We start from the raw sequence: 19,614 nt of genomic DNA on the forward strand, positions 1-19,614 counted from the left end.
GGCATATGATGGGTGTTCATTGGATAATTTTAAATGGAAAATATGATGATAGGGGAAATCTAGGATGGGAGTGAAGATAACTGATCTCTTGATCAGGCATGAGCTGGATTTTGCTGCATTGGGGCATAAGAAGCTTACAGTGGATTCCTTTAATGTGCTCTATCAGTTCTTGTCGACGATAAGGCAGCGTGACGGCACTCTGCTGACAGACTCCCAGGGCAATGTGACAAGCCACCTCATAGGGCTTTTCTCGAGGACAGCAAATCTCATGCAGAAGGACATCAAGCTTGCTTTTGTCTTTGATGGGACCCCACCTGAGCTTAAGTTCCGGGAGCGCCAGAGGCGAGCTGACCTCAAGAAGGATGCCCAGGAGAGATTTGAGAAAGCTAAGGATGAGGAAGATGTTGACGGCATGAAGAAATATGCTGCCCGCACTTCGAAGCTCACAAAGGAGATGGTTGATGAGGCAAAGGATCTTATCTCTGCTCTGGGCCTTCCAGTCATACAGGCCCCTTCAGAAGGGGAAGCCCAGGCTTCTTACATGATAAGGAGAGGAGACATCTACGGCATCGCCTCCCAGGATGCTGACTCGCTCCTGTTCGGAGCTCCGCGTCTCATCAGGAACCTTACTATCTCACAGCGCAAGAAGCTGCCTGGGAAGTTCCAGTATCAGGATGTCCGCCCTGAGCTTGTGGATCTCTCAGAGACCCTCAACAGCCTCGGCATTGATCATGATTCTCTCATCTGCCTTGCTATTCTTATCGGCACAGATTTCAATATTGGTGGCATTCCCGGGATAGGCCCGAAAAAGGCCCTGAACCTTGTCAAGGAGCATGGCAGCGACCATGATTCTCTGTTCAGGAAAGCTGGCTGGGATGACAATTTTGATTATCCTTGGCAGGATGTCTTCAATCTCTTCAAGGATATGCCCGCGACTGATGATTACAGGCTCGAATGGGTTCCTCCTGACTTTGATAAGGTTGTTGAGATCCTTGTTGAGCGTCATGATTTTGCCAGGGAGAGGGTTGACTCGGCCCTTGAGAAGCTGAGATCATTCAAGGTGAGGGAGCAGAAAGGCCTTGGGGAGTGGTTTGGATGAATTGTATTGTGATGATTATGCTGTCTGCCTTGTTTTTCTCATTGGCAGAGCTCAGTGCAAAGAAGTCCCTGAAGGACCTCCATGCCCTCCAGTTTTCCATGATCCTCAAGTTATTTGAGCTGGTCATGATCCTGTTTTTCATTTCGATGATGGACTTTAGTGTCCCGCTCTGGGTGTATTTTGCTGTATATGGCCTTTCTATGATTGCCACTGCCGCTAATCTCTTGACTACAAAGGGCATGAGGCATCTTGAGATATCATCTATGGCTCCGCTCACTAATTTGAGCCCGTTTTTCCTTATCGTCATTGCATATTTTTTCTTGGGAGAGACCTTGACCCTTGTCCAGTTCATTGGCATCATCCTGCTTGTCCTGGGTGTTTATTATCTTGAGGCCAGGGATCAGGAGGGTGTCTGGCAGAACATCAGGCATCTTCTCACTTCGCGATATGTCGTGTTAGTCATTTTCGCTTATTTCCTTTATTCTTTCACAGCAACAGGGGAGAAATTCCTGCTGGATTTCATCGGGCCTGTGACATTATTGTTCCTGTTCATCATCTTCATGGGCATAAACTTCTTCATCGTATCCTCGCTGATGTATGGTGGTTACAGGGATCTTGCAGAAGGTCTTGGTTCCTCTGGCAGGTTTATCGCCGTCATCGCTGTCTTCAGCCTGTTGAGCAAGTTCTTCTATGTCTTTGCCTTGAAGGCTGCTTTTGTCAGCCTGGTCATACCGATAAAGAGGCTCAGCACTCTATTCACCACCATTCTCGGTGGAAAGCTTTTTCATGAATCAGATGTTTGGAGGAAGGTGGCTGCCTGCATTGTCATGATTGCAGGCATTTTTTTCATCGCCATATGAGATTATGCTAGCCATAGGATGCAATATAAAGGACGCTGAGAAGGTCAAGAAGTATCTTATCAAGAATCATCTCTTCAATTATGATTATGGTGTCAAGAAGGCAGGCAGGAAGATTTACTTCCCTGTGATAAGGAGATTCAGGTCAAAGGAGTTGGACATAAGGTTTGTTGATATTGATCTTGACATTAGGCAGAAGAAGCTGGTCTTCAAGGATTTCCTGTTCGAGAATCTGAATTCGCAGGAGCTCGGGTCTCTTGTGACCTCATTTGATGTCATCGGAGACATCGCCATTCTTGAGATACCAGGAGAGCTTGTCCCTAAAGAGAAGATGATCGCTGAAGCCCTCTTGCTGTCTCATAAGAATATCAGGACTGTGCTCAAGAAGGCAGGTTCGCATGAGGGGACTTTCAGGACCCAGAAGATGAAGTACCTTGCAGGCGAGAGGAAGAAGGAGACTGTCCATAAGGAATATGGCTGCTGTTTCATGCTTGATGTCGAGAAGGTGTATTTCTCACCCAGGCTCGGCAATGAGAGGAAGATCATCGCAAAGATGGTCAAGAAAGGCGAATCAGTCTTGGTCATGTTCTCAGGGTGCGCCCCTTATCCGATTGTTCTGTCCAGGAATACAAAAGCTGGTGACATCGTAGGCATTGAGATCAATCCTGCAGGCCATGATTATGCTCTTAAGAACATTGCGCTCAACAAGGCGAAGAATGTAAAGGTCATCAATGGGGATGTGAAACATATTGTACCTAAGCTTGATCAGAGATTTGACCGCATCATAATGCCTCTACCTAAATCAGCCGGCGATTTCCTTGATGTCGCTCTCTCTGCATCAAAGGAGGGCACAATCATTCATTTCTATGATTTCCTTGAAGATAAGGACATACCGCAGAGGAGCCATGACAAGATACTTAAGGCATGCACAAAGGCGGGCTTGGAGTGCAGGTTCCTTGGGTTCAGGAAATGCGGCCAGCATAGTCCCAGGACTTACAGGGTTTGTGTGGATTTCCAGGTAACAAAACATAAGACAAGATGAGATTTGTTATTATAATAACACAATGTTTAAATAATCAGTCAACCACTATACTTCTGCTTTTGACCATCCGGTGATTTTGCTATGCTTCAGTATGACAGGAGAGTTATTGAAGATCATAAGGCGTCTATTGAGCCGCCCAAATCCATGATTTCTTATAATTACAGGTATCTTCTGATGATTCTGGCAGCATTTGTCCTGATTTTTGTGGTTCTCTGAAATTATGCTTGAAAGCCATATCCAAAAAGATTGTTGGTCCTAATCAAAACATATTTAAAAACTTCAGGCTTATTACTGAGGATGATAAGAGAGGTAAAATCAGACATCATTTCTGTCATGAAAGATGTTCTTGCAGCCATAAAAGAGGATGATCCTGCAAAGGTCAAGGAGCTCTCGAACCACACCATCCATAACGCAAGCATCTATGGCGACAAGGATTCTCTCTCGATTGCGATACTCATTTATGCTGTCTCCAAGATAATGGAGAGGGGCGCAGGCAATATCTCTGGGATAACTGTCAAGATCTCAAAGCTCATTCTTGATCTGCAGAAGGATAACTTGAAGGGTTTCAGCTATAACCTGAAGCACATCCTGAGATCCATCGCAAAGCATGATGTCAGGTTGGGCCTCTACATTGAAGAGGTCATCAACCAGGCCAATATCAAGAAAGGCAGCAAGCTTTTCGAGCACGGCTTCTCCATTGGGAAGGCTTCTGAGATGCTTGGCATAACCCAGTGGGAGCTGTTGAATTATATCGGTAAGACAAAGCTTCCTGAGGAGATGATAGGGCCGATGAATGCCCGTCAGAGATTGAAGCTTGCAAGAAGCATTTTCGGTGTCTAGATGAGAGCCTTGGTTTTCGATGCAGGACCTGTAATCAGCCTGACCATAAATAATCTGCTGTGGCTGCTTGAGCCTATGAGGGATAGGTTCGGCGGGGATTTCTATCTTCCGCAGGCAGTGAAATCTGAGCTTGTCGACAGGCCGATAAGGTCAAAGAAGTTCAAGTTCGAGGCCTTGATGGTGCTGGAGAAGATAGATTCCGGCGTATTGAAGCTCACGGCTGACAGGAAGATAAAGGAGATGGCTAATAGGATCTTTGAGATAGCTAATCACACTCTTTCTGCAAAGGGCAGGTATCTTAATCTTGTGCATCAGGGCGAGCTTGAAGCTCTTGCTGCCGCCATTGTCCTTGATGCTGATGCCCTGGTCATCGATGAGCGCACCACGCGGGCCATGATTGAGGATCCTGATTCTTTCGTGTCGCTGATGGAGCATCGGCTCCATACGAGGATAAGCGTCAATAAGGATAATCTGAAGAAGTTCAGGAATATGACTAAGGGTATCAGGATGATACGGTCGGCTGAATTCGCTCTTGTCGCATACCATGCCGGCTTCCTTGACAGGTATGTATTGAAGATCCCTGAAGCCAGGAAGAATCTGCTGCAGGCTGTCCTGTGGGGCCTGAAGCTCAATGGCTGCGCAATATCGAAGAATGAGATCGATCAGCTTGTCGATTCCGGGCTCAGGTGATATTCCTCTATCTTCTCGTGGATCGGCCCGTCTCTTGTGAGCGTGCTCTTGTATAGCGCGAAGCTTTTCACGTCGAATCTTATTTTCTTGACTTCTGTGCTGAGAAGTTCAAGGAATCTTTCCTTGTCATCTGGATAGCTTATCCTTGCTAGTGTTATGTGCGGATGGAACCTGTTGTCCTTGTCAGAAATGCCTGATAGTTTCTCATCAATCTCTTTCTGGAGCCTTGCTGCATCCCCATCCAGCCCTATCCATAATACCCTCGCTCTTTTCTCGTCCGGGAAGACACCTATCTTGCTTAGCTCGAGGGAGAATCTTGGCAGCTTTATATCCCGGAGCTTCTCCTTTGAAGCCTCAAGCCTTTGCCTGTCTGTCTCGCCGAGGAATTTGAGAGTGAGATGGAAGCTCTTTGTCTTCCTCAGGCCTTTCATGCCGAACATGGCCTGGATTCTTCTCGCCTCTGCTTCAGCATCCGCAGGCATGTCTATTGCTATGAAACATCTCATCCTGGATGAGAAGAGAATTTGCTATTTTAATCTATTGGTCTAGTTCATTGCCGAAATCTTCTGTATCCTCGATCGGTTCTGGCTCAAGTGCCTGTTCTGTCTGTACTTTCGCCTCGCCGATCAATTCTCCGAAGCCGACCTTCTGCAGTACTTTGGTTATCCTTATCCTGACCTCGTCCCCTGCATTGACGCCTGGCACAAAGATGACAAATCCTTTCACTCTTGCAATGCCGTCTCCCTTTGCACCGACTGCTTCTATCTTTGCATCTACTTCTTCTCCTATTTGGACTGGAGCGCCTCCACTGAAACTCCCATTTTGCATCTTGTTTTACCTCTCCGTCTTTTTTTAGGCTTTATTTTTGCAATAAGGCCTTTTTTGCCCTTTTTAGGGTTTGTATTATTTCAGTATATGAGACCGGACTATTTAAATTTAGTCAATTTTTGATTGTTTCAAGTTCAATCCTTTCAGTTGTTATATCCCCCACCCTGAAATGATTATCACCTATCTGTATTGTGTTCGCTTTCTTCGGATAATATAGGTTTATCGCATATCCTTGGTGTCCTGATGCATGGAAATGGCCTATCGAGAAAGTGTGCTCATTGACATATCCGCAGTACATCACAGGGAGGTATTTTAGGAATCCTATTCTTATCTTCAGCTTCTTCCCTATCTCAAGATTGTATTTCATTTTGATTTAGAATAAAAAGATAATAATATAAAATTATTGCTGTTTCACATCCCTGATCCCGCTGGTCTCCACAAAGAAGTTGCATTCTCCTTCAGGGAGGTTGGGGCTGTCTATGAGCTTTGCGACCCTGCTGCCTTTTTTCCCTTTCCTCAGGTAGATCCTGAATGTGCTTGCGTGCGCGACAACATGGCCCCCGATTGCCTGCGTCGGGTCGCCGAAGAACACATCCGGCTTTGACATGACCTGGTTTGTCACAAAGACTGATATGTTGTAGAGATCAGCCAGCTTGAGCAGTGTGTGCATGTGCTTGTTCAGCTTCTGCTGCCTCTCTGCCAGGGTCCCTCTTCCTATGAACTCTGCCCTGAAATGGGCTGTGAGCGAATCCACGATGACAAGCTTGATGTTCTCTCCTTTCTTTATGAGCTCTTCGACCTTCTCTGTGAGCAGCATCTGGTGGTCTGAGTTGTAGGCCCTTGCGACTTTTATGTTCTTGAGGACTTTTGTCGGGTCCATGCCTGCTCCTTTTGCGAGCTGCTGGATCCTCTCAGGCCTGAATGTGTTCTCTGTGTCTATATAGACTGCTGTAGGATCCTTCTCCCCTTTCATGTTCTGGGCCCTGACTGCGAGCAGGTGCGCTATCTGTGTCTTTCCTGAGCCGAATTCTCCGAATGCCTCTGTGATCGCCCCTGTCTCAAATCCTCCGTCGAGAAGCCTGTCGAATTCGCTGCTTCCTGTAGTTATCTTATGGACCTTCTCCCTCCTCTTGAGGAGGTCTTCCCCTGACTCGAACCCCATATCGAGATTATCTCTTGCAGAATTGATCATCTTCCTTGCAGCTGCCTCATTCACTCCTGATGCGTCGACCAGCTCCCCTGGCGAAGCTACTGCTATGCTCATGACTGTGTCGAAGCCTGCATCTTTCAGCTTTTCTGCTGTGGCTGCCCCCACACCTGGAAGCTCGAGTACGCTCATTTCTTTCATTTTGCTCTTCTGGATAAGTATCTGTTCCATTTTTTCACCTCTATTTTAATCTTTCTAAACCACAGCCTCTTCGCTGATGTCAGTATACTGCATGCTTTCCTGCTCTCTTAGCATGAGATATTCGTATGCCTTAGTGAGAACTAGCGCTGCTTTAGGCAGGTCATTTATCCTCATGGAATTCGTGGTCTGCCATTTCCCGTTCCTGTCTTTGTAGTTTCGGTCTATCCCGACAGAGAAGTAGGACACTGCTTTCCCGTCTCTCTCTGCTCCGTTCTTCCAGACAGTCGCTGTTATCGCTCCTGCCCTGAATTTCTTTTCTGGTGTATTTCGGTTTCCGGAATGCTCGGAAAACCTGTTTTCCGTTGCGTTCATTTTTTTCGCCTCCTTGCTCGCAGATTCCTCTGCGCCCTGAGACATTTGCCGCAGGGTTCGCCTTTTTTTTCATCTCCCTTACACTGAGAGTGGAGTGATGCTATTGCTTAGCCTGAGGCATTATAAATCCCTTACGCCGGCCTGTCCAGTGGCCAGTGGAGTTTGTTATACAGAAATCACATTGAGGATAGGACTATAAGCTTATTAATTAAGAATAGATATGATAATTAGGTTCTACCGGATCCGATAGCCCCTTGATTGCCTATACTTGGGCGCCCGAAGATCCATCTCAGTCCTGTTTTGATCTCTGTGTCTTCACCATATGTTGTTCTTATGTTCAGGTTAAGATTATTATTAAGACGCCATATGTAGTCAGCCATTAGGTTCTTGTATTCTGACTGCTTGAGCTCTTCTACTCCCACCCTCAGTGAGTATTGCTTGTCTGGAGAGGTCCATGAGGCTGATGATGAGATTTTCCTGTCATCTGGTTCCTGGTAATCTGATATTTTAACTTCAAATTTCCATTGGTTCTTGGTATCATCTCTGAAACCGATGTCCAATCCCATGTCACCTTCTGTCTTTCCCATTAATCCGAATTCAAGGCCGTTCTTGGATCTTGTGGACAGCTGTGCTTCATATTCTCCTTCATCTTGCCCTATGTTTCCTCCGAATGTGTAATCACCCATTTTAAGGCCTTTGTATTCCAGCTTGTGATTTATCCCATATTCTGCCATGGCGCCGGCCGCATACCACAAGCCCTTGACAAACGGTTCTTCGCCTGCTAATCTTTGCTGGAATTCTGGTGCAAAGCTTTCCCCTGCAGCTTTCATTAGGTCTGATTGGAATTTTTCGCGGGATACTCCTTGCTGATCTTCCTTGTCAGGCATCTTGCCCTTATCTGCATTCTCGCTTTCATCATCTGTAAAGAGTGGTGCCGAGTCTTCCTCACCCATTACTTCAATTGAGAGAACATTGGCAGATATGCTTGGGTAATTATCTAGCACATTTTCGACGCTGGCAATTGCTTTTGTCATTGTTGTTGCGCTGCCGCTTGGTGAGTCTGTCAGGCTTCTTATTCTTTCGCTTATTTCTGGATTCGACCCGAATGTGAATGTTATGCCCTCGCTGTTCAGTGTGCTCTCAGTGGTTTGCTTCCTGCCGACAGTGATCTGTTTCTGGTTGCCGAAGAACCTGTAGTCAGCATCATCTCCTGTGATGACCTCATCGTCTTGTTCTGTCTTTAGAGATAAGATACTTTGGTATACATTAATCTCATTACCAAAGTCTCTAACTTGAATTGGATTGTCCTCGAATGATGCGCTTCCGAGTATTCCGAATGAATTTTTTGTATCGATCATGAATTGTGCTCCTTCTGGTCCGGGCGTGACTATCTTGTCAGGATCGATATAGGAATCTATATGCACTGATTCATCTTCATCCAGATCAACGATCAGTATTGATTCTGGTCCTTCTGGGTTTGTCAATGAGAATCTGCTGCCTTTAGGCAGGGATACTGATTTTGTTCCGATTTCTACCCTTGCATAGTCCCCTGCTGTTCCGGTCATCACATCATTTTCTATTGAAACCTGTTCGAGATTTTCGAGGTTTGTGCGGCCAGCAAAGCCATTTTCTATGTTCATCCTTCCCTCTTTGTCTTCTGTGCCGTGCAGGTTCGTCAGGTCGCCTGTGTTCATTCCAGATAAAGTGCATTCTCCGGCATCGCATGTCATGTGTCCGGGCGGCACTTGATATTCCTTTCCGTTCAGCTCTATCTTGCCGTTGGTTATCTCAAGCCTTGTCCCTCCGTTATAGGAGCATCCTGAGCATGACTGTATATTTATGTTCATGTTGCTCTTTTGCGAATAATATTGAGAGAATTCTGTCGGGTTGTTCATGATGTTCTGGGGGTCAGTATAGTCGGGTGTCTCATTTTGGCCTAGTGCGATGCTGATGGTCAGTAGCAGGATGATCGGCAGTATTATTGTGTTTTTTCTCATCTGAACTTCACCGCGAACACAGAAGCGAAACCATATTCATCTTTTAGTTCTTCAGGATCCTGCACAAAATAGAGCACAGTGTCATTGTTGAATACTGTGTATGATATGTTTGACACCCTTGACAGGAGGAACATATGGTCTATGACTGCAGGATTTATTGCAGTCTGCTCTATTATTTCAGCTGTGACATTGTGTAGCCTGAGTACGTTTATAGGAGCTTCTGTCTCGAATTCTGATATCTCTGTGGCTGTGTTTCCATATCTGATTGTGAGTGGCCAGGTGACATGGAATAATACGGAATCTTCTTTTATTGTCACAGCTGAGGATGGTTCTGATGTATCTATGTTGAACTGCCTGAAAACTGATAGGTTACAGAAAGGCAGCATCTGGTTCATGTAATATGAGAGGTTCTTCTCAACAGCAGGGATTGTTGGCATGTATTCCATGCCATCATAATATAGGTAGCTTGTTGTCAACTGCGATGTGGTGAAAACATGCGGGGGTTCTGTCAGGTGCCAGCCGTGCAAGCCCAGCATGAAGACAGACTCCATGGCAGTGTCTGAGACGCATTTCTGGACATAGTACTTGACGCTTGATGCCTCTGTCATTGTCTGTATCTCTGGCTCTGATGTTGAGATCATGGTCATCAGATAAAAGATAAGGCCTATTGTGAGAAGTATCATTATCCCCATTATTATGAAGGGGGTTATCTGGGCCTTTTTCATTTGATAGGCTATATTGAGTAAGTTTTATAAATATTGCTAATGATTTGGCTTAGATACTGCCCTTAAAGCTGATTAAAGCCTTTTTAAGCCCTTTTTAGTCAATTTTTAATATAATCAATATTTTAACTACTATTTAATAGTAATATTTATATATCTAAATGACCAGTAATATGGTTCTATGGCCAAAAAGACTCTTTCAGCAGTGATTGCCGCAGCCTTAGCAACTGCTATTCTTCCAGCTGGCATTTCTTCTGCAGAGCCAAATGGGAAGGATGCTCTCATGGATCATGAAGAATCAAGAGCGGCAAAGAGATACGCTGTTATCTACTGCCCAGGCTCCCTCAAGGACAAGGGGGTGTATCCTGATCAGTTTGATGAGGGCCTCAAGAATGCGTATTTGATAGCCATAGCCAATATATACTCTGACCTGAGGAACATCGGATTTGCCAGTGAGGATATCGAGGTTCTTTACCATGACGGTACTTATGATGCTTCTGAGACTAGGGATAAGGATTTGATAGATCTTCTTGCTAGGGAGAAATTCGGCTCTGCACCTGTGCCTGCGAGTAGGAGGAATCTTGAAAGGTGTATATTCAGATTTGAAGGAAGAATCTCAGCGAATGACGAGTTTGTCTTTGTCATCATGAATCATGGCGACCGTGAGGGCAAGACTTTGGTCAGGTATTACATTAATGGTTATGGAGGCGATCTTGCTGATAGGATTTTTCCTTCATACATAAGAGGCCTCCTTTCCGGGATCAAGGCAGAGCATCAGTTCTATGTCGTTGACTCTTGTTATTCCGGTGGTTTTGCAGAGGAATTGGCAGGCAAGGATAGGATAGTCTTTTCAAGCAGCAGCAAGGATAGCATGTCAGTTGGTTCGAGGATTGATTTCTTTGCGCGTTCTCTCTTTGACGCGATGAGCAGTGATGATACTGATTTGGATAGCAATGGAAATATTTCTCTTGCTGAGGCATTCAGCGTTGCATTAGACAGGAGGAAGCATGAGGTTGCTGAGCAGGAGAGACATGGGCATCTTGGTGGATACAGGGCAGAAGGCTTTTATCCTAAAAGCTTCAATCTTGAGAAGAAGGGTTATAATGTGCGAAATGTTTGCAGAAGATAAGTTTGTTTATCTCAATAAAACCAAGTGAATTCTATAACCTATATTACCTAGAATAACATTTATAAGTGAGCGGCCTGAGATTCCTTATCATGGCTTCACCCAGTGATAAGGAGATTGATGATAAGATTGACGCTTTCTTTGATGAGATAGGGCCAAGCATCAAATCAGATTCCACTATGATAGACTTCTTCCAGGAAGGCAATGCTATCGAGGTCTATGTCTATGGCAGGGAGCACAAAAAGATGATCAGGAGCATGTACTCTGCTCATACCTCCAAGATGTTCAGCTATATGGTCAGCCAGGATCTGGCTCATGTCATTTCTATAATAGAGAAAAATAACACTGGGATAATCAGGAAATCCAGATTGCCTGTGGTAGAATATCACAAGAAAGCCCCTTTTTATCATCTCGCGGTCCATCCTGACTCGTGGAGCTCTTTCCGTCGATATCTTCTCAGGATAAATTGAGGTATTCTGAATGTGTCTTGAACTCTGTACCTATATCCTGATAATATGTGATTGTCTCTTCTATCTCTTCAAGCAGCTTCACGGCATGGTGCGGGTGGAAGCTCAGTGATATTGTCTCTTGCTGGATAGATGTCATGAGGTGCAGATAGATGCTCTTAGGCATCTTCAGATAATATCTGAGTATCACATCAGACATCGGGAATAGCCCATAGCTGGATATCTTGACTTCAGTCATCTTTACCTCAGGGAAGGATATGCCCCAGTTCTCTATTGTGCTTGCATCATATTCAAAACCATTTTCTTTCAGGACTTCAACGGTCTCCTTGTCTATGTCATGGTATGGTGCCCTGAAGCCTATTGGCCTTTTTCCTGTCGCTTTCTCTATCGCTTTGATGCATTTCTCTATCTGTTCTTCCTTCTCTTCTCTTGTTATCTTTGACATCCTTGGATGGTCATAGCTGTGGCAGGCCACTTCATTGTTCTCTGCTATCTGATCAGCAATCTCAGGGTATTGGTCTGCATATTCCCCTGTCATGAAGAAAGTGGCCTTGACATCCATCTTTTCGAGGAGCCCCAATATCATCAGGACATCCTGCCCATCGACACTTTCTGTATCGAAGCTCAGGAGTATCTCTTTGGGTTCAGCGCGCGGGTACAGATACGCTGCAAGCAGCACTATCAGAAAGGCTCCTATGATGTAGTGTGCCGATATTTTCATTGAGGTACCCGCCTCATTGCATGGCTTCTAATTTCTCTATCTCTTCCTTTGCGTCTATCTCTGTGATTACTCTGTTTGCCACGAATTCTGTCCTGTCGAACATCTCGTTCCTGTTGACCCTGCCAACCAGCTTGATTGTCTCGCCGATGAGGCCGGTCTTGACCTCCTCGAACTTCTCAGGGAAATCCCTGTATGTGAGGACCTCTTCTGTGCTCTTCTTCAGCAGATTGTCCACCTGGTTCCTGAACAGCACAGCCCTCATGTTACCTGTGCCGTCGTCAAGCGAGAGGTTGAGCAGGTATGCATAGTAGGGCTTGACCTCATTGTGCTGGTCGCAGTAGAACTTGTCTTCGCGGAGCCTTGCCCTCCTGCTGCATTCCGGGCATATCTCGAAGAATCTCAGGTCAAATGCCTGCACTATTGTCGCCAGCAATTCTACATTGCTGTCATTCGGCTCGAGCTGGTTTATGAATTTCCTTGCTGTTGCATTCTGCTTGACTTCAGCAATCTCCTCTCCTGGCGGATTGATAAGCAGCTCTCCCCTGTCTCCCATGTGTATCTCTTTCCTTCCCTGATTCTCCTTTACATATGCGTTCTTGACCTTGACGATGTCATTCTCTTTTATGCCGGCGAGCATCTCTGCCTTGGAGCCCCAGACCACAAGCCTTATGACTCCTGTCTCGTCGCCTATCAGCATATTCCCCACTTTTCCTTTCCTCTCTCCTGTGTCGAATTCATTAGCTCCGTAGTTTGCCTGCACCCTGCCTGCTGTCTCGCAGCTCCTCATGCCTACCAGCATGTCTTTTATCTTGACTTTGCCTGTGATCTCCTCGAAAAGCTTTATCCCCAGCTCATTTGCGACAATGTGCGCCGCACCTTCTTTTGAGATGAGTCCTGAGAGCTTGTCCATCTTCTCCTTTATCCTTCTCTCTATCTCCTGCTCTGATATCTGGCTCTTCTCCTGTATCTTCTTCAGCATATCATGATATGGCATTTTTAGCATGTTCACACCCCTGGTTACAGCTTTTCGGCCCATTCAAGGATTTATATATTTTTATATGTTCCAGCCGGCCTTTTTATAAATAATCAGGCTTTGGAGGTTCGATCTTCTGTCTTTTCGGAAATCTTCTTTTCGATTCCTTTGAATCCTTTCTCTTCCTGAAATGATAGAACCAGATCAGGTTGATGATTATGAGTATTATGACAAGTGTTGCCAGTATGGAATCCATGCCTATCCTTGATTCTTCTCCCACGACATGCCCTGTCACGCCGAATCTGCTTATCTCTATGATATCATAATCCATCTTTGCCTCGAATTCGCTTTCTGTCTTCTGGTTGGCATAGTAGAGCCCGAGCTTTATTGTGTATGTGCCTGGAAGCATGTCCTCCGTATCCCAGAATGCATTTATTGTGCCGTATCCTCCCGGCTCGAGGTTCACAGATGCTGTCTTGTATTTCATCAGTTCTTTCTCTCCTTCATATGCCCTGAACACACCATACACATCATCCAGAGGCTTGTTCCAGAGGCTTTGCAGATAGATGTCGAACTTGACTATCTCCCCGAGCTTGTAGTGCTCGACAGCGATGTTTGTTATGTTTATCATGAGATTCCCGACTGTGAATCTTTTCCTGACCACAAGCTCTTTCCCGTCGAAGTCTATCTTCGCCACTGCTGTATAATCCCCTGATCTTGCTGCTGCCCAGCTCCCTTTGATCCTGCCTTCCATCCTGCTGTTAAGGGATATGGTGTCAGTCTCGACCTTGTCTACTGTTATATTGCTTGGATCCACTATCTCTACAACACCTTTTATTGAGCTTATGTCCTCTGTGCCCAGGCTGTAGAGCGCTATTGAGAATGTCGTCGGCTGCTCTGCATTCGCCTGGCTGACATACATCATCCCATCCAGGTATTTACCTTCATACGGGACTTTGATGTTGAATTTTGCGACTACCTGTGGTGTCGCCGCTATCTCTGCGCTTGATATCCTGATTTCGCCGTCAGAGATTATCTCATCATCTGTGACTGTCTGAGGAAGTTTCAATATCAGTATCTCTGTCGTGTGCTTCCCAGGATTGAATACCATGTCTGGCATCCTGAATGTGAATGGCACAGTCACTTCTCTCTGCGATGCATCGACATCATATATCTGCTGTTCCAGCTGTATCTTGTCAGCGAACATGCCCCTGACATACACGAGTGCCCTGAAATCCTCATTTTCGTCGTTTATTATCCTTATCTTAGAGGTGATGGATTTCCCTGCCTCGAAGTCATGGTCTTGCCATGCTGGGGAGACTCCGAAACCTGATGCAGATCCTGTCTGGATTAGCGCCATCGCTAGGAAGATGAATGATACAGATATCCATCTAGTCTCTCTTCTCATGTTTCACCTGTGAAGACCAATATACTTGATTTGTTCCCTGGAGGCTCTCCTCCTGGCACCCATACTCTTATCTCTGTCTCGACTTCATCCTCTTCTGGCCTGTAGCCAAGCTGTCCTGCTATATAGGTCCATGTTGTGCTGTTGTATCCGGGTATGTTCGTCCATTCCGTTGCAGTCCTGGTATGGCTCCAGTTGAATGATCCTGTTTCTGATGTGTTTCCTGCCTTGTACTGGAAGTGGCTTGTGTTTATCTCGACTGCATCCCATAGGCTGTCGAGTGCGTAGATGGAGAGGTTAATGTGGACATTGCCCTCATTCCGGATCTGGAATGGTGTTGGGCTGTTGTCTTCTGTGTCATTGGTCTCTCCTGTCTCTGCCTCTCCGAAGCTCACATTGGTGTCTACCTGCTCGATGATGATTGTGGGCTCTATCGTGAAGTTCCATGTCTCACTCCAGTTCCCGTAATCATCTCCGTCAAATGCCCTTACCTGCCAGAAGAATATGCAGTTCACTTCAAGGTCATCTGGTGTTGTATAGTTGGTGCCGTTTATGCTGTAGTAATGCCTTTCTGTTCCGCAGCTGTATGGTGTTATGTTGATATCATATGTGAGGTTATCTACTCCCTCCTCGACATCTATGTCATAGCTCTCGTTCCATTCGAAGGTCACGTTCCTCCAGAACAGTGTGTCATTCCCGTTTGTCGGGCTTATCAGTGTAGGTGCTCCAGGAGGTGTATTGGCTATTGTCAGGTTGTTGCTGCAGTTCTCTGCCCCGTCTTCATAGCCGTCATTGGGTGTTATGCAGGCTTTCCAGACCTCATCCTTGATGATCTCCCCATCAGACATCATGTCTGTCCTGTTCGCCGCGATCAGTGCGATCTGCTCATCAGACAGCGCTGTGTCAAACACTATGACATCATCGATATATCCGTCCCACCATGCATCATCACCCCACGGATGCCCTCCGACAACAAAATCAGAAGACACCGGAGACCAAGAAGAAGGAGTCGTATCTTTCAATTCGCCATCGACAAATATTGCGACATCAGTGCCATTGTTCCTGCACATCACATGATGCCACTCATCAGCCGCAATCTCAGCTGTGGAAGCCTCGGCTGAACCATCCAAGCAAGCCACTCCTGTGTCCCAGGTGTATAATTCATAACCATCATAAGCGCCATTATCCTGCCCCATCACCATACACCAGCCATAATCACCGCACCCGAGATCATTCGAATATATCCATCCTCCGAAAGTCGCAGTGTCATCAGTGAGCAGCTCAGTGAAATTCACATAATCACCATCGCCGTCGAATCTGTATGCGCCTCTTCCGTCGAATCCTCCTGTCCTGGAGTGCGCCGCCCCGACTACTGTGCCGTTATTCCCATTCCCTGAGTAATCCTTTGCTGTCGTGGCTTCATCGCCGAACAGCTTCTCGAATGGCGCAATCAGTTCTGCTGTATTGCTCCCGTCTTTTATCCATCTGTGTATGTTCTTGACAGGGTGGTTTTCCGGGTCGCTTGTGCTCTGGTTATAGACTGTGAGATTCTCTGTTGTCCTGTTGAGGCCGAATGTCGAGTTCAATATCGGCTGGCTCTGCGTCGGCGGGTCATTGTCTATCCTGAGGTCATTGCTCTGCAGTGTCGGCCCGTCGTCTATGCCGTCATTCGGTGTTATCTCGCACTGCCAGAGATCAGCATAGTCTGTCTCATCTGAGAACATCATGTCTGTCTCGCCGTTAGATATCTGTGCTATCTGCATGTCAGATAGCGTCCTGTTCCATATCATGAACTCGTCTATTGTTCCGTTGAATGGGTTGATGACTGTTGTCGCATTCAATGAGACATAATCCACATACATTGTATTATGCACATCGGCCTGGCTGGATCCTTCAATCCTCTGTCGGATCTCCTGTTCAAAGATGCTCTCAGGCCCATCATAGTCTATTGATGTGTGCATTGCTTCCGGCTTGTATCCGTATCTTTTTTTGTCCCAGTTGCCGAGTCCTTCTTCAAGCGAATCCTGGAATGTGAACCTTATCATGGAATCCTTCCCTTCTATCACTTCTTTCTTATATCCGAGAAGCGCTATCACAGCCAGACCTGTTGGATGGGAGGATATCTCATGAAAATTTTCTGTAACTGGCCAGCCTCCGCTCTCATCCTGGTTTGCGAGTATTATCGGCACCCAGTTCCTGTTGAACCTGTCTGATTTTCCAATCATCGCAAGAACAGAGGGACCCTCGACATACCAGTCAGCGAAGCCCCTTGACATCAGCTTGTTCCTGTATATCACTGCATCAATCGCCCCTTCCACCATCGGATATGGGACACACCCCTGAAGGTACATCATATAAAGATAATACAATGCATGCGTAGTCCTGTAGTAATGGGAATGATTGCCGAATGGAGAATCATCAAGGGCAGTCCTGGTAAGATATCTCACAACCCTCTCCTTGTCAAAATCGCTGTAGTTCTGGAAGAACCTCTGGCAATAAGGGGCGATTATCCCAAGCTGGATATTATTATAGGCAAGATTTGTCTCTTCCGGTATACCTTCTTCAAGAAGTTTGTATGTTGGATCGGATCTCTCGTCGAATCTTGGATCGATGACACTCAGGCTTGCAAGGATTCCAGGGACATTGATCATATCATTCTCAAAAGCGTATATATCCAGCATCTCCTCTATCTTCATGCTGATATCCTCACGCTCCAGTACAGTGTTTATGTCTTTCAGCAGCAGGATATGGTTGTACTGGTCATCCCACCTCTCCTGCCTGAAAGTCTCCATATCAAGAAGATACTCCACCCCTTTCTCGACAGATAGGTCTATGAGATGGCTCAGCTCCTCATCGCTCATGCTGCAGTATTCTCCTTGACATATGTCTTCTTCCTGGAAGTTGAGCTCATGCCCATACCCATTCATCTCCAGGGATTCCTGCTCACTCTCAAACCATCTTGATGTTGATACCACTGTTGATAGTCCGCCGCATGAGAGATCAAACTGGCAGTAATAATTATTACCCTCCCAGCATCCGGTTGGATCATCATAGCTTAAGGTGTATTTTCTTTGGGTAGAAGAACAGGGAAGTACCCCACAACTTCCAGCAAGCCAACTTGTATAGCAATTGACTCCTCTGCTCTGTACTGTTATCCACACTTCATCTGTGCCGTATTGCACATACCCATCTGCCGGGAATGTTGCCTGCAATGTCGTCTCTGTCTGGCTTGTTGTTGAGGCCAGGAGAGTCCATTGTGATAAATCGAAGTTGTATGCATATATGTTCACTCCTGTGTCGCTTGTTGTCAGTGTGTTGTATCCTTCCCATGTCAGGGTGAATCCAGCTGTCCCAGACCCGCTTGGTACGAATTTGTATTGTGTAGTCTCATAATTACCCCCGTCTAAGTATGTAGGGCTGTAGCTTGCTCTTGAATCATCTGATAAGTTTGCCTGTATATATTGCCCTGATGTGTACTCAGTGCCGTATCCGGGCTCCTGGTCTGTAGGCAGGTCTGCATCGTAAAAGAACCAGCCCTTGTGTGTCCCATTCACCTTGTATTGAATCTGCCCTGAACAGCTTTGTTCTGCTCCAATACCGACCCAGTCATTGCTTGATGTATCCCCGGTTAGTGTCCCGGACTGATTAGCTATTAATGCTCCATTGCTGTACAGGCTGATTGTCTCAGAGGATGCATTCCAGCTCATCGCCACCCACCCGCTTGAACCTGGACTGAAGGACACACCATATTGTGCTTTTATCGCATCCCCGCTTGTGCCGTTGATTATTCCTGTCAGCTTTACATTTTCGAATCCGAACCAGATATATGAATTCCCTGAGCAGTCTGAGTCTTTCTGGGAATAGATTGCGCCTGATTGATTGAAGTCGATCCAGGCCATTATGGTGAAATCATCATTTGTATCCAGTCCGAAACCTGTTGTTATCTGTATGAAATCATCGGTTCCGTCGAATGAGTATGCCCCGAACCCGTCATATCCGATGTCATCGCCCCATGTTGCCCCGCTGACTGTGCCATTATTACCATTCCCCGAATAATCCTGGACCAGTTTGCTCTCCTGCCCTTCATTCCCTTCGAATGGCAGGTTGACGAGCATCAGGGAATTTCCCTCGAGATACCAGTTGAATATGTTCTTTATGTCGTCATCTTCATAGTCTGATGTGCTCTGGTTATGGCAGGTGAGGTTCTCCCATGTCTCATTTGTGCCGAATGTAGAATTCAGTATTGGTGTTGTCTGTGTCGGTGCTATGTTGCCATAGCAGCATACCTGCAAAGGATATGTCCCGCAGCTGCTCACATGGGCATTTGTGTAATTGCTCTCTCCTCCGGATGCTATTGAGAAGAGGCATTCATAGTTTGCCGGACAGCTGTCTGGCACAACATCACATATTACAGTCCCATTGCCTGATATGCATGCATCATAATCATAATCAGGATAGAAATCCTGTGTCGGATCCTGCACATGGGCATTATCAGGATCACTCAGTTCCAGGAATGTTGTTCCGCAGTCTGCACTTATGTCATTGTCTGTGGAGTTGCAGCATACATGGTAATAATCTTCAAAAGGGTCCAATCTGTCATATGCATGCGCATTATGGTATCCTGCTCCTGAATCATTTCTGAGGGATAGCATTGATGTTCCGCTTGGACATGTGTTCAGGTATAGATAGCAGTTCAGGTCAGCCCCCATCACAGCTGCCGCTATGGATAAGAACAAGAATACAGCTGTGAAAAATCTGTTTCCTTTCATTTACTGTGTCAGATTCCTCAGGTCAATTGTGTAGTTGACTGTCCGGACATTGATGTCCTGCAGGCATCTTGCAACAAAGCATTGCCCTAGCTTTGCCGTGTCTATCTGTTCCAACGGCACCAGTGTATTCTGCCCGTTCATCATGACACCGCACACTACTTGTTGTTCCTGCTGGAAGCAGTTCTCATTGATCCACTGCTCTGCTGTTATCCCATCCTCGCACACGAGGTTTCCGCACTTCCATTCTCCCTGGTCTGGCAATGCGGGCCTGGTGAATGTAAGGACCGCAAGCCATATCAGTATTCCGACTATGGCAATGGTGTTCAGCCAGTCTATCCATTCATTTCTTTTTTCCATA

The 19,614-nt window shown here is 46.1% G+C and carries 19 protein-coding genes; 7 read left to right on the plus strand and 12 right to left on the minus strand.

The window, feature by feature from the left end:
• Positions 1 to 64: 64 nt before the first annotated feature.
• From fen to JW968_07485, 5 genes are all read left to right on the plus strand, one after another.
• Positions 65 to 1,099 carry a flap endonuclease-1 gene (fen, locus tag JW968_07465; protein MBN1386776.1) on the plus strand — a complete coding sequence of 345 codons (1,035 nt, stop codon included), beginning with the start codon at positions 65 to 67 and terminating at the stop codon, positions 1,097 to 1,099.
• Entirely contained in the window at positions 1,096 to 1,959 is an 864-nt protein-coding gene (locus tag JW968_07470; GenBank protein MBN1386777.1) for a DMT family transporter, read from the plus strand. The genes fen and JW968_07470 overlap by 4 nt, the downstream gene beginning before the upstream one ends.
• Positions 1,960 to 1,963: 4 nt before the next feature.
• A complete protein-coding gene (locus tag JW968_07475; protein ID MBN1386778.1) occupies positions 1,964 to 2,998 on the plus strand; it encodes a class I SAM-dependent methyltransferase family protein in 1,035 nt (344 codons plus the stop codon).
• A 297-nt stretch (positions 2,999 to 3,295) separates the two neighbouring features.
• The gene (locus tag JW968_07480) at positions 3,296 to 3,838 is read left to right on the plus strand and encodes a hypothetical protein (protein MBN1386779.1); all 543 of its coding nucleotides are present in this window, start codon (positions 3,296 to 3,298) and stop codon (positions 3,836 to 3,838) included.
• Entirely contained in the window at positions 3,839 to 4,528 is a 690-nt protein-coding gene (locus JW968_07485) for a hypothetical protein (GenBank protein ID MBN1386780.1), read from the plus strand.
• Here JW968_07485 and thpR read toward each other — a convergent pair.
• The 7 genes from thpR to JW968_07520 all read right to left on the minus strand — a co-directional run bounded on the left by thpR (position 4,501) and on the right by JW968_07520 (position 9,798).
• Complete coding sequence (gene thpR / locus JW968_07490; protein MBN1386781.1) at positions 4,501 to 5,034, minus strand: RNA 2',3'-cyclic phosphodiesterase; 534 nt, start codon at positions 5,032 to 5,034, stop codon at positions 4,501 to 4,503. The two genes, JW968_07485 and thpR, sit on opposite strands and share 28 nt — an antisense overlap.
• A 31-nt stretch (positions 5,035 to 5,065) precedes the next feature.
• Positions 5,066 to 5,356 (minus strand): TRAM domain-containing protein, encoded by a 291-nt coding sequence (locus JW968_07495; protein MBN1386782.1) that lies wholly within the window; start codon positions 5,354 to 5,356, stop codon positions 5,066 to 5,068.
• 112 nt (positions 5,357 to 5,468) lie between these two features.
• A complete protein-coding gene (locus JW968_07500; GenBank protein ID MBN1386783.1) occupies positions 5,469 to 5,723 on the minus strand; it encodes a hypothetical protein in 255 nt (84 codons plus the stop codon).
• A gap of 33 nt (positions 5,724 to 5,756) precedes the next feature.
• Entirely contained in the window at positions 5,757 to 6,734 is a 978-nt protein-coding gene (radA, locus tag JW968_07505; protein ID MBN1386784.1) for a DNA repair and recombination protein RadA, read from the minus strand.
• Positions 6,735 to 6,758: 24 nt separating this feature from the next.
• Entirely contained in the window at positions 6,759 to 7,076 is a 318-nt protein-coding gene (locus tag JW968_07510) for a hypothetical protein (GenBank protein ID MBN1386785.1), read from the minus strand.
• A 227-nt stretch (positions 7,077 to 7,303) separates the two neighbouring features.
• Positions 7,304 to 9,073 (minus strand): hypothetical protein, encoded by a 1,770-nt coding sequence (locus JW968_07515; GenBank protein ID MBN1386786.1) that lies wholly within the window; start codon positions 9,071 to 9,073, stop codon positions 7,304 to 7,306.
• Positions 9,070 to 9,798, minus strand: a complete 729-nt coding sequence (locus tag JW968_07520; GenBank protein MBN1386787.1) for a hypothetical protein — start codon at positions 9,796 to 9,798, stop codon at positions 9,070 to 9,072. The genes JW968_07515 and JW968_07520 overlap by 4 nt, the downstream gene beginning before the upstream one ends.
• A 178-nt stretch (positions 9,799 to 9,976) precedes the next feature.
• Between JW968_07520 and JW968_07525 the strand changes: the two genes are divergently transcribed.
• Both JW968_07525 and JW968_07530 read left to right on the plus strand, forming a co-directional pair.
• Positions 9,977 to 10,924, plus strand: a complete 948-nt coding sequence (locus JW968_07525; protein ID MBN1386788.1) for a hypothetical protein — start codon at positions 9,977 to 9,979, stop codon at positions 10,922 to 10,924.
• 89 nt (positions 10,925 to 11,013) lie between these two features.
• Positions 11,014 to 11,391: a hypothetical protein gene (locus tag JW968_07530; GenBank protein MBN1386789.1), complete on the plus strand. Its 378-nt coding sequence runs from the start codon at positions 11,014 to 11,016 to the stop codon at positions 11,389 to 11,391.
• Here the strand turns inward: JW968_07530 and JW968_07535 are convergent.
• The 5 genes from JW968_07535 to JW968_07555 all read right to left on the minus strand — a co-directional run bounded on the left by JW968_07535 (position 11,378) and on the right by JW968_07555 (position 19,613).
• Complete coding sequence (locus JW968_07535; protein ID MBN1386790.1) at positions 11,378 to 12,109, minus strand: polysaccharide deacetylase family protein; 732 nt, start codon at positions 12,107 to 12,109, stop codon at positions 11,378 to 11,380. The genes JW968_07530 and JW968_07535 overlap by 14 nt on opposite strands.
• Positions 12,110 to 12,122: 13 nt before the next feature.
• Positions 12,123 to 13,112 (minus strand): DUF2240 family protein, encoded by a 990-nt coding sequence (locus JW968_07540; GenBank protein ID MBN1386791.1) that lies wholly within the window; start codon positions 13,110 to 13,112, stop codon positions 12,123 to 12,125.
• A 73-nt stretch (positions 13,113 to 13,185) separates the two neighbouring features.
• The gene (locus tag JW968_07545; protein MBN1386792.1) at positions 13,186 to 14,490 is read right to left on the minus strand and encodes a hypothetical protein; all 1,305 of its coding nucleotides are present in this window, start codon (positions 14,488 to 14,490) and stop codon (positions 13,186 to 13,188) included.
• Positions 14,487 to 19,256 carry a hypothetical protein gene (locus JW968_07550; GenBank protein MBN1386793.1) on the minus strand — a complete coding sequence of 1,590 codons (4,770 nt, stop codon included), beginning with the start codon at positions 19,254 to 19,256 and terminating at the stop codon, positions 14,487 to 14,489. The genes JW968_07545 and JW968_07550 overlap by 4 nt, the downstream gene beginning before the upstream one ends.
• Complete coding sequence (locus tag JW968_07555) at positions 19,257 to 19,613, minus strand: hypothetical protein (GenBank protein ID MBN1386794.1); 357 nt, start codon at positions 19,611 to 19,613, stop codon at positions 19,257 to 19,259. It abuts the gene before it with no gap.
• Between the last annotated feature and the right edge of the window lies 1 nt (position 19,614).

This window comes from Candidatus Woesearchaeota archaeon (assembly GCA_016928155.1).
Lineage (GTDB): Archaea > Nanobdellota > Nanobdellia > Woesearchaeales > JAFGLG01 > JAFGLG01.

Excerpts from the sequence above, each read along its gene's own strand:
- JW968_07485 (MBN1386780.1), top strand. The coding sequence starts at position 3,839 with ATGAGAGCCTTGGTTTTCGATGCAGGACCTGTAATCAGCCTGACCATA.
- JW968_07550 (MBN1386793.1), bottom strand. The coding sequence starts at position 19,256 with ATGAAAGGAAACAGATTTTTCACAGCTGTATTCTTGTTCTTATCCATA.
- fen (MBN1386776.1), top strand. The coding sequence starts at position 65 with ATGGGAGTGAAGATAACTGATCTCTTGATCAGGCATGAGCTGGATTTT.
- JW968_07555 (MBN1386794.1), bottom strand. The coding sequence starts at position 19,613 with ATGGAAAAAAGAAATGAATGGATAGACTGGCTGAACACCATTGCCATA.
- JW968_07510 (MBN1386785.1), bottom strand. The coding sequence starts at position 7,076 with ATGAACGCAACGGAAAACAGGTTTTCCGAGCATTCCGGAAACCGAAAT.
- JW968_07480 (MBN1386779.1), top strand. The coding sequence starts at position 3,296 with ATGATAAGAGAGGTAAAATCAGACATCATTTCTGTCATGAAAGATGTT.
- JW968_07475 (MBN1386778.1), top strand. The coding sequence starts at position 1,964 with ATGCTAGCCATAGGATGCAATATAAAGGACGCTGAGAAGGTCAAGAAG.
- JW968_07525 (MBN1386788.1), top strand. The coding sequence starts at position 9,977 with ATGGCCAAAAAGACTCTTTCAGCAGTGATTGCCGCAGCCTTAGCAACT.
- JW968_07545 (MBN1386792.1), bottom strand. The coding sequence starts at position 14,490 with ATGAGAAGAGAGACTAGATGGATATCTGTATCATTCATCTTCCTAGCG.
- JW968_07515 (MBN1386786.1), bottom strand. The coding sequence starts at position 9,073 with ATGAGAAAAAACACAATAATACTGCCGATCATCCTGCTACTGACCATC.
- JW968_07530 (MBN1386789.1), top strand. The coding sequence starts at position 11,014 with ATGGCTTCACCCAGTGATAAGGAGATTGATGATAAGATTGACGCTTTC.
- JW968_07495 (MBN1386782.1), bottom strand. The coding sequence starts at position 5,356 with ATGCAAAATGGGAGTTTCAGTGGAGGCGCTCCAGTCCAAATAGGAGAA.
- JW968_07535 (MBN1386790.1), bottom strand. The coding sequence starts at position 12,109 with ATGAAAATATCGGCACACTACATCATAGGAGCCTTTCTGATAGTGCTG.
- JW968_07540 (MBN1386791.1), bottom strand. The coding sequence starts at position 13,112 with ATGCTAAAAATGCCATATCATGATATGCTGAAGAAGATACAGGAGAAG.
- JW968_07500 (MBN1386783.1), bottom strand. The coding sequence starts at position 5,723 with ATGAAATACAATCTTGAGATAGGGAAGAAGCTGAAGATAAGAATAGGA.
- JW968_07470 (MBN1386777.1), top strand. The coding sequence starts at position 1,096 with ATGAATTGTATTGTGATGATTATGCTGTCTGCCTTGTTTTTCTCATTG.
- thpR (MBN1386781.1), bottom strand. The coding sequence starts at position 5,034 with ATGAGATGTTTCATAGCAATAGACATGCCTGCGGATGCTGAAGCAGAG.
- radA (MBN1386784.1), bottom strand. The coding sequence starts at position 6,734 with ATGGAACAGATACTTATCCAGAAGAGCAAAATGAAAGAAATGAGCGTA.
- JW968_07520 (MBN1386787.1), bottom strand. The coding sequence starts at position 9,798 with ATGAAAAAGGCCCAGATAACCCCCTTCATAATAATGGGGATAATGATA.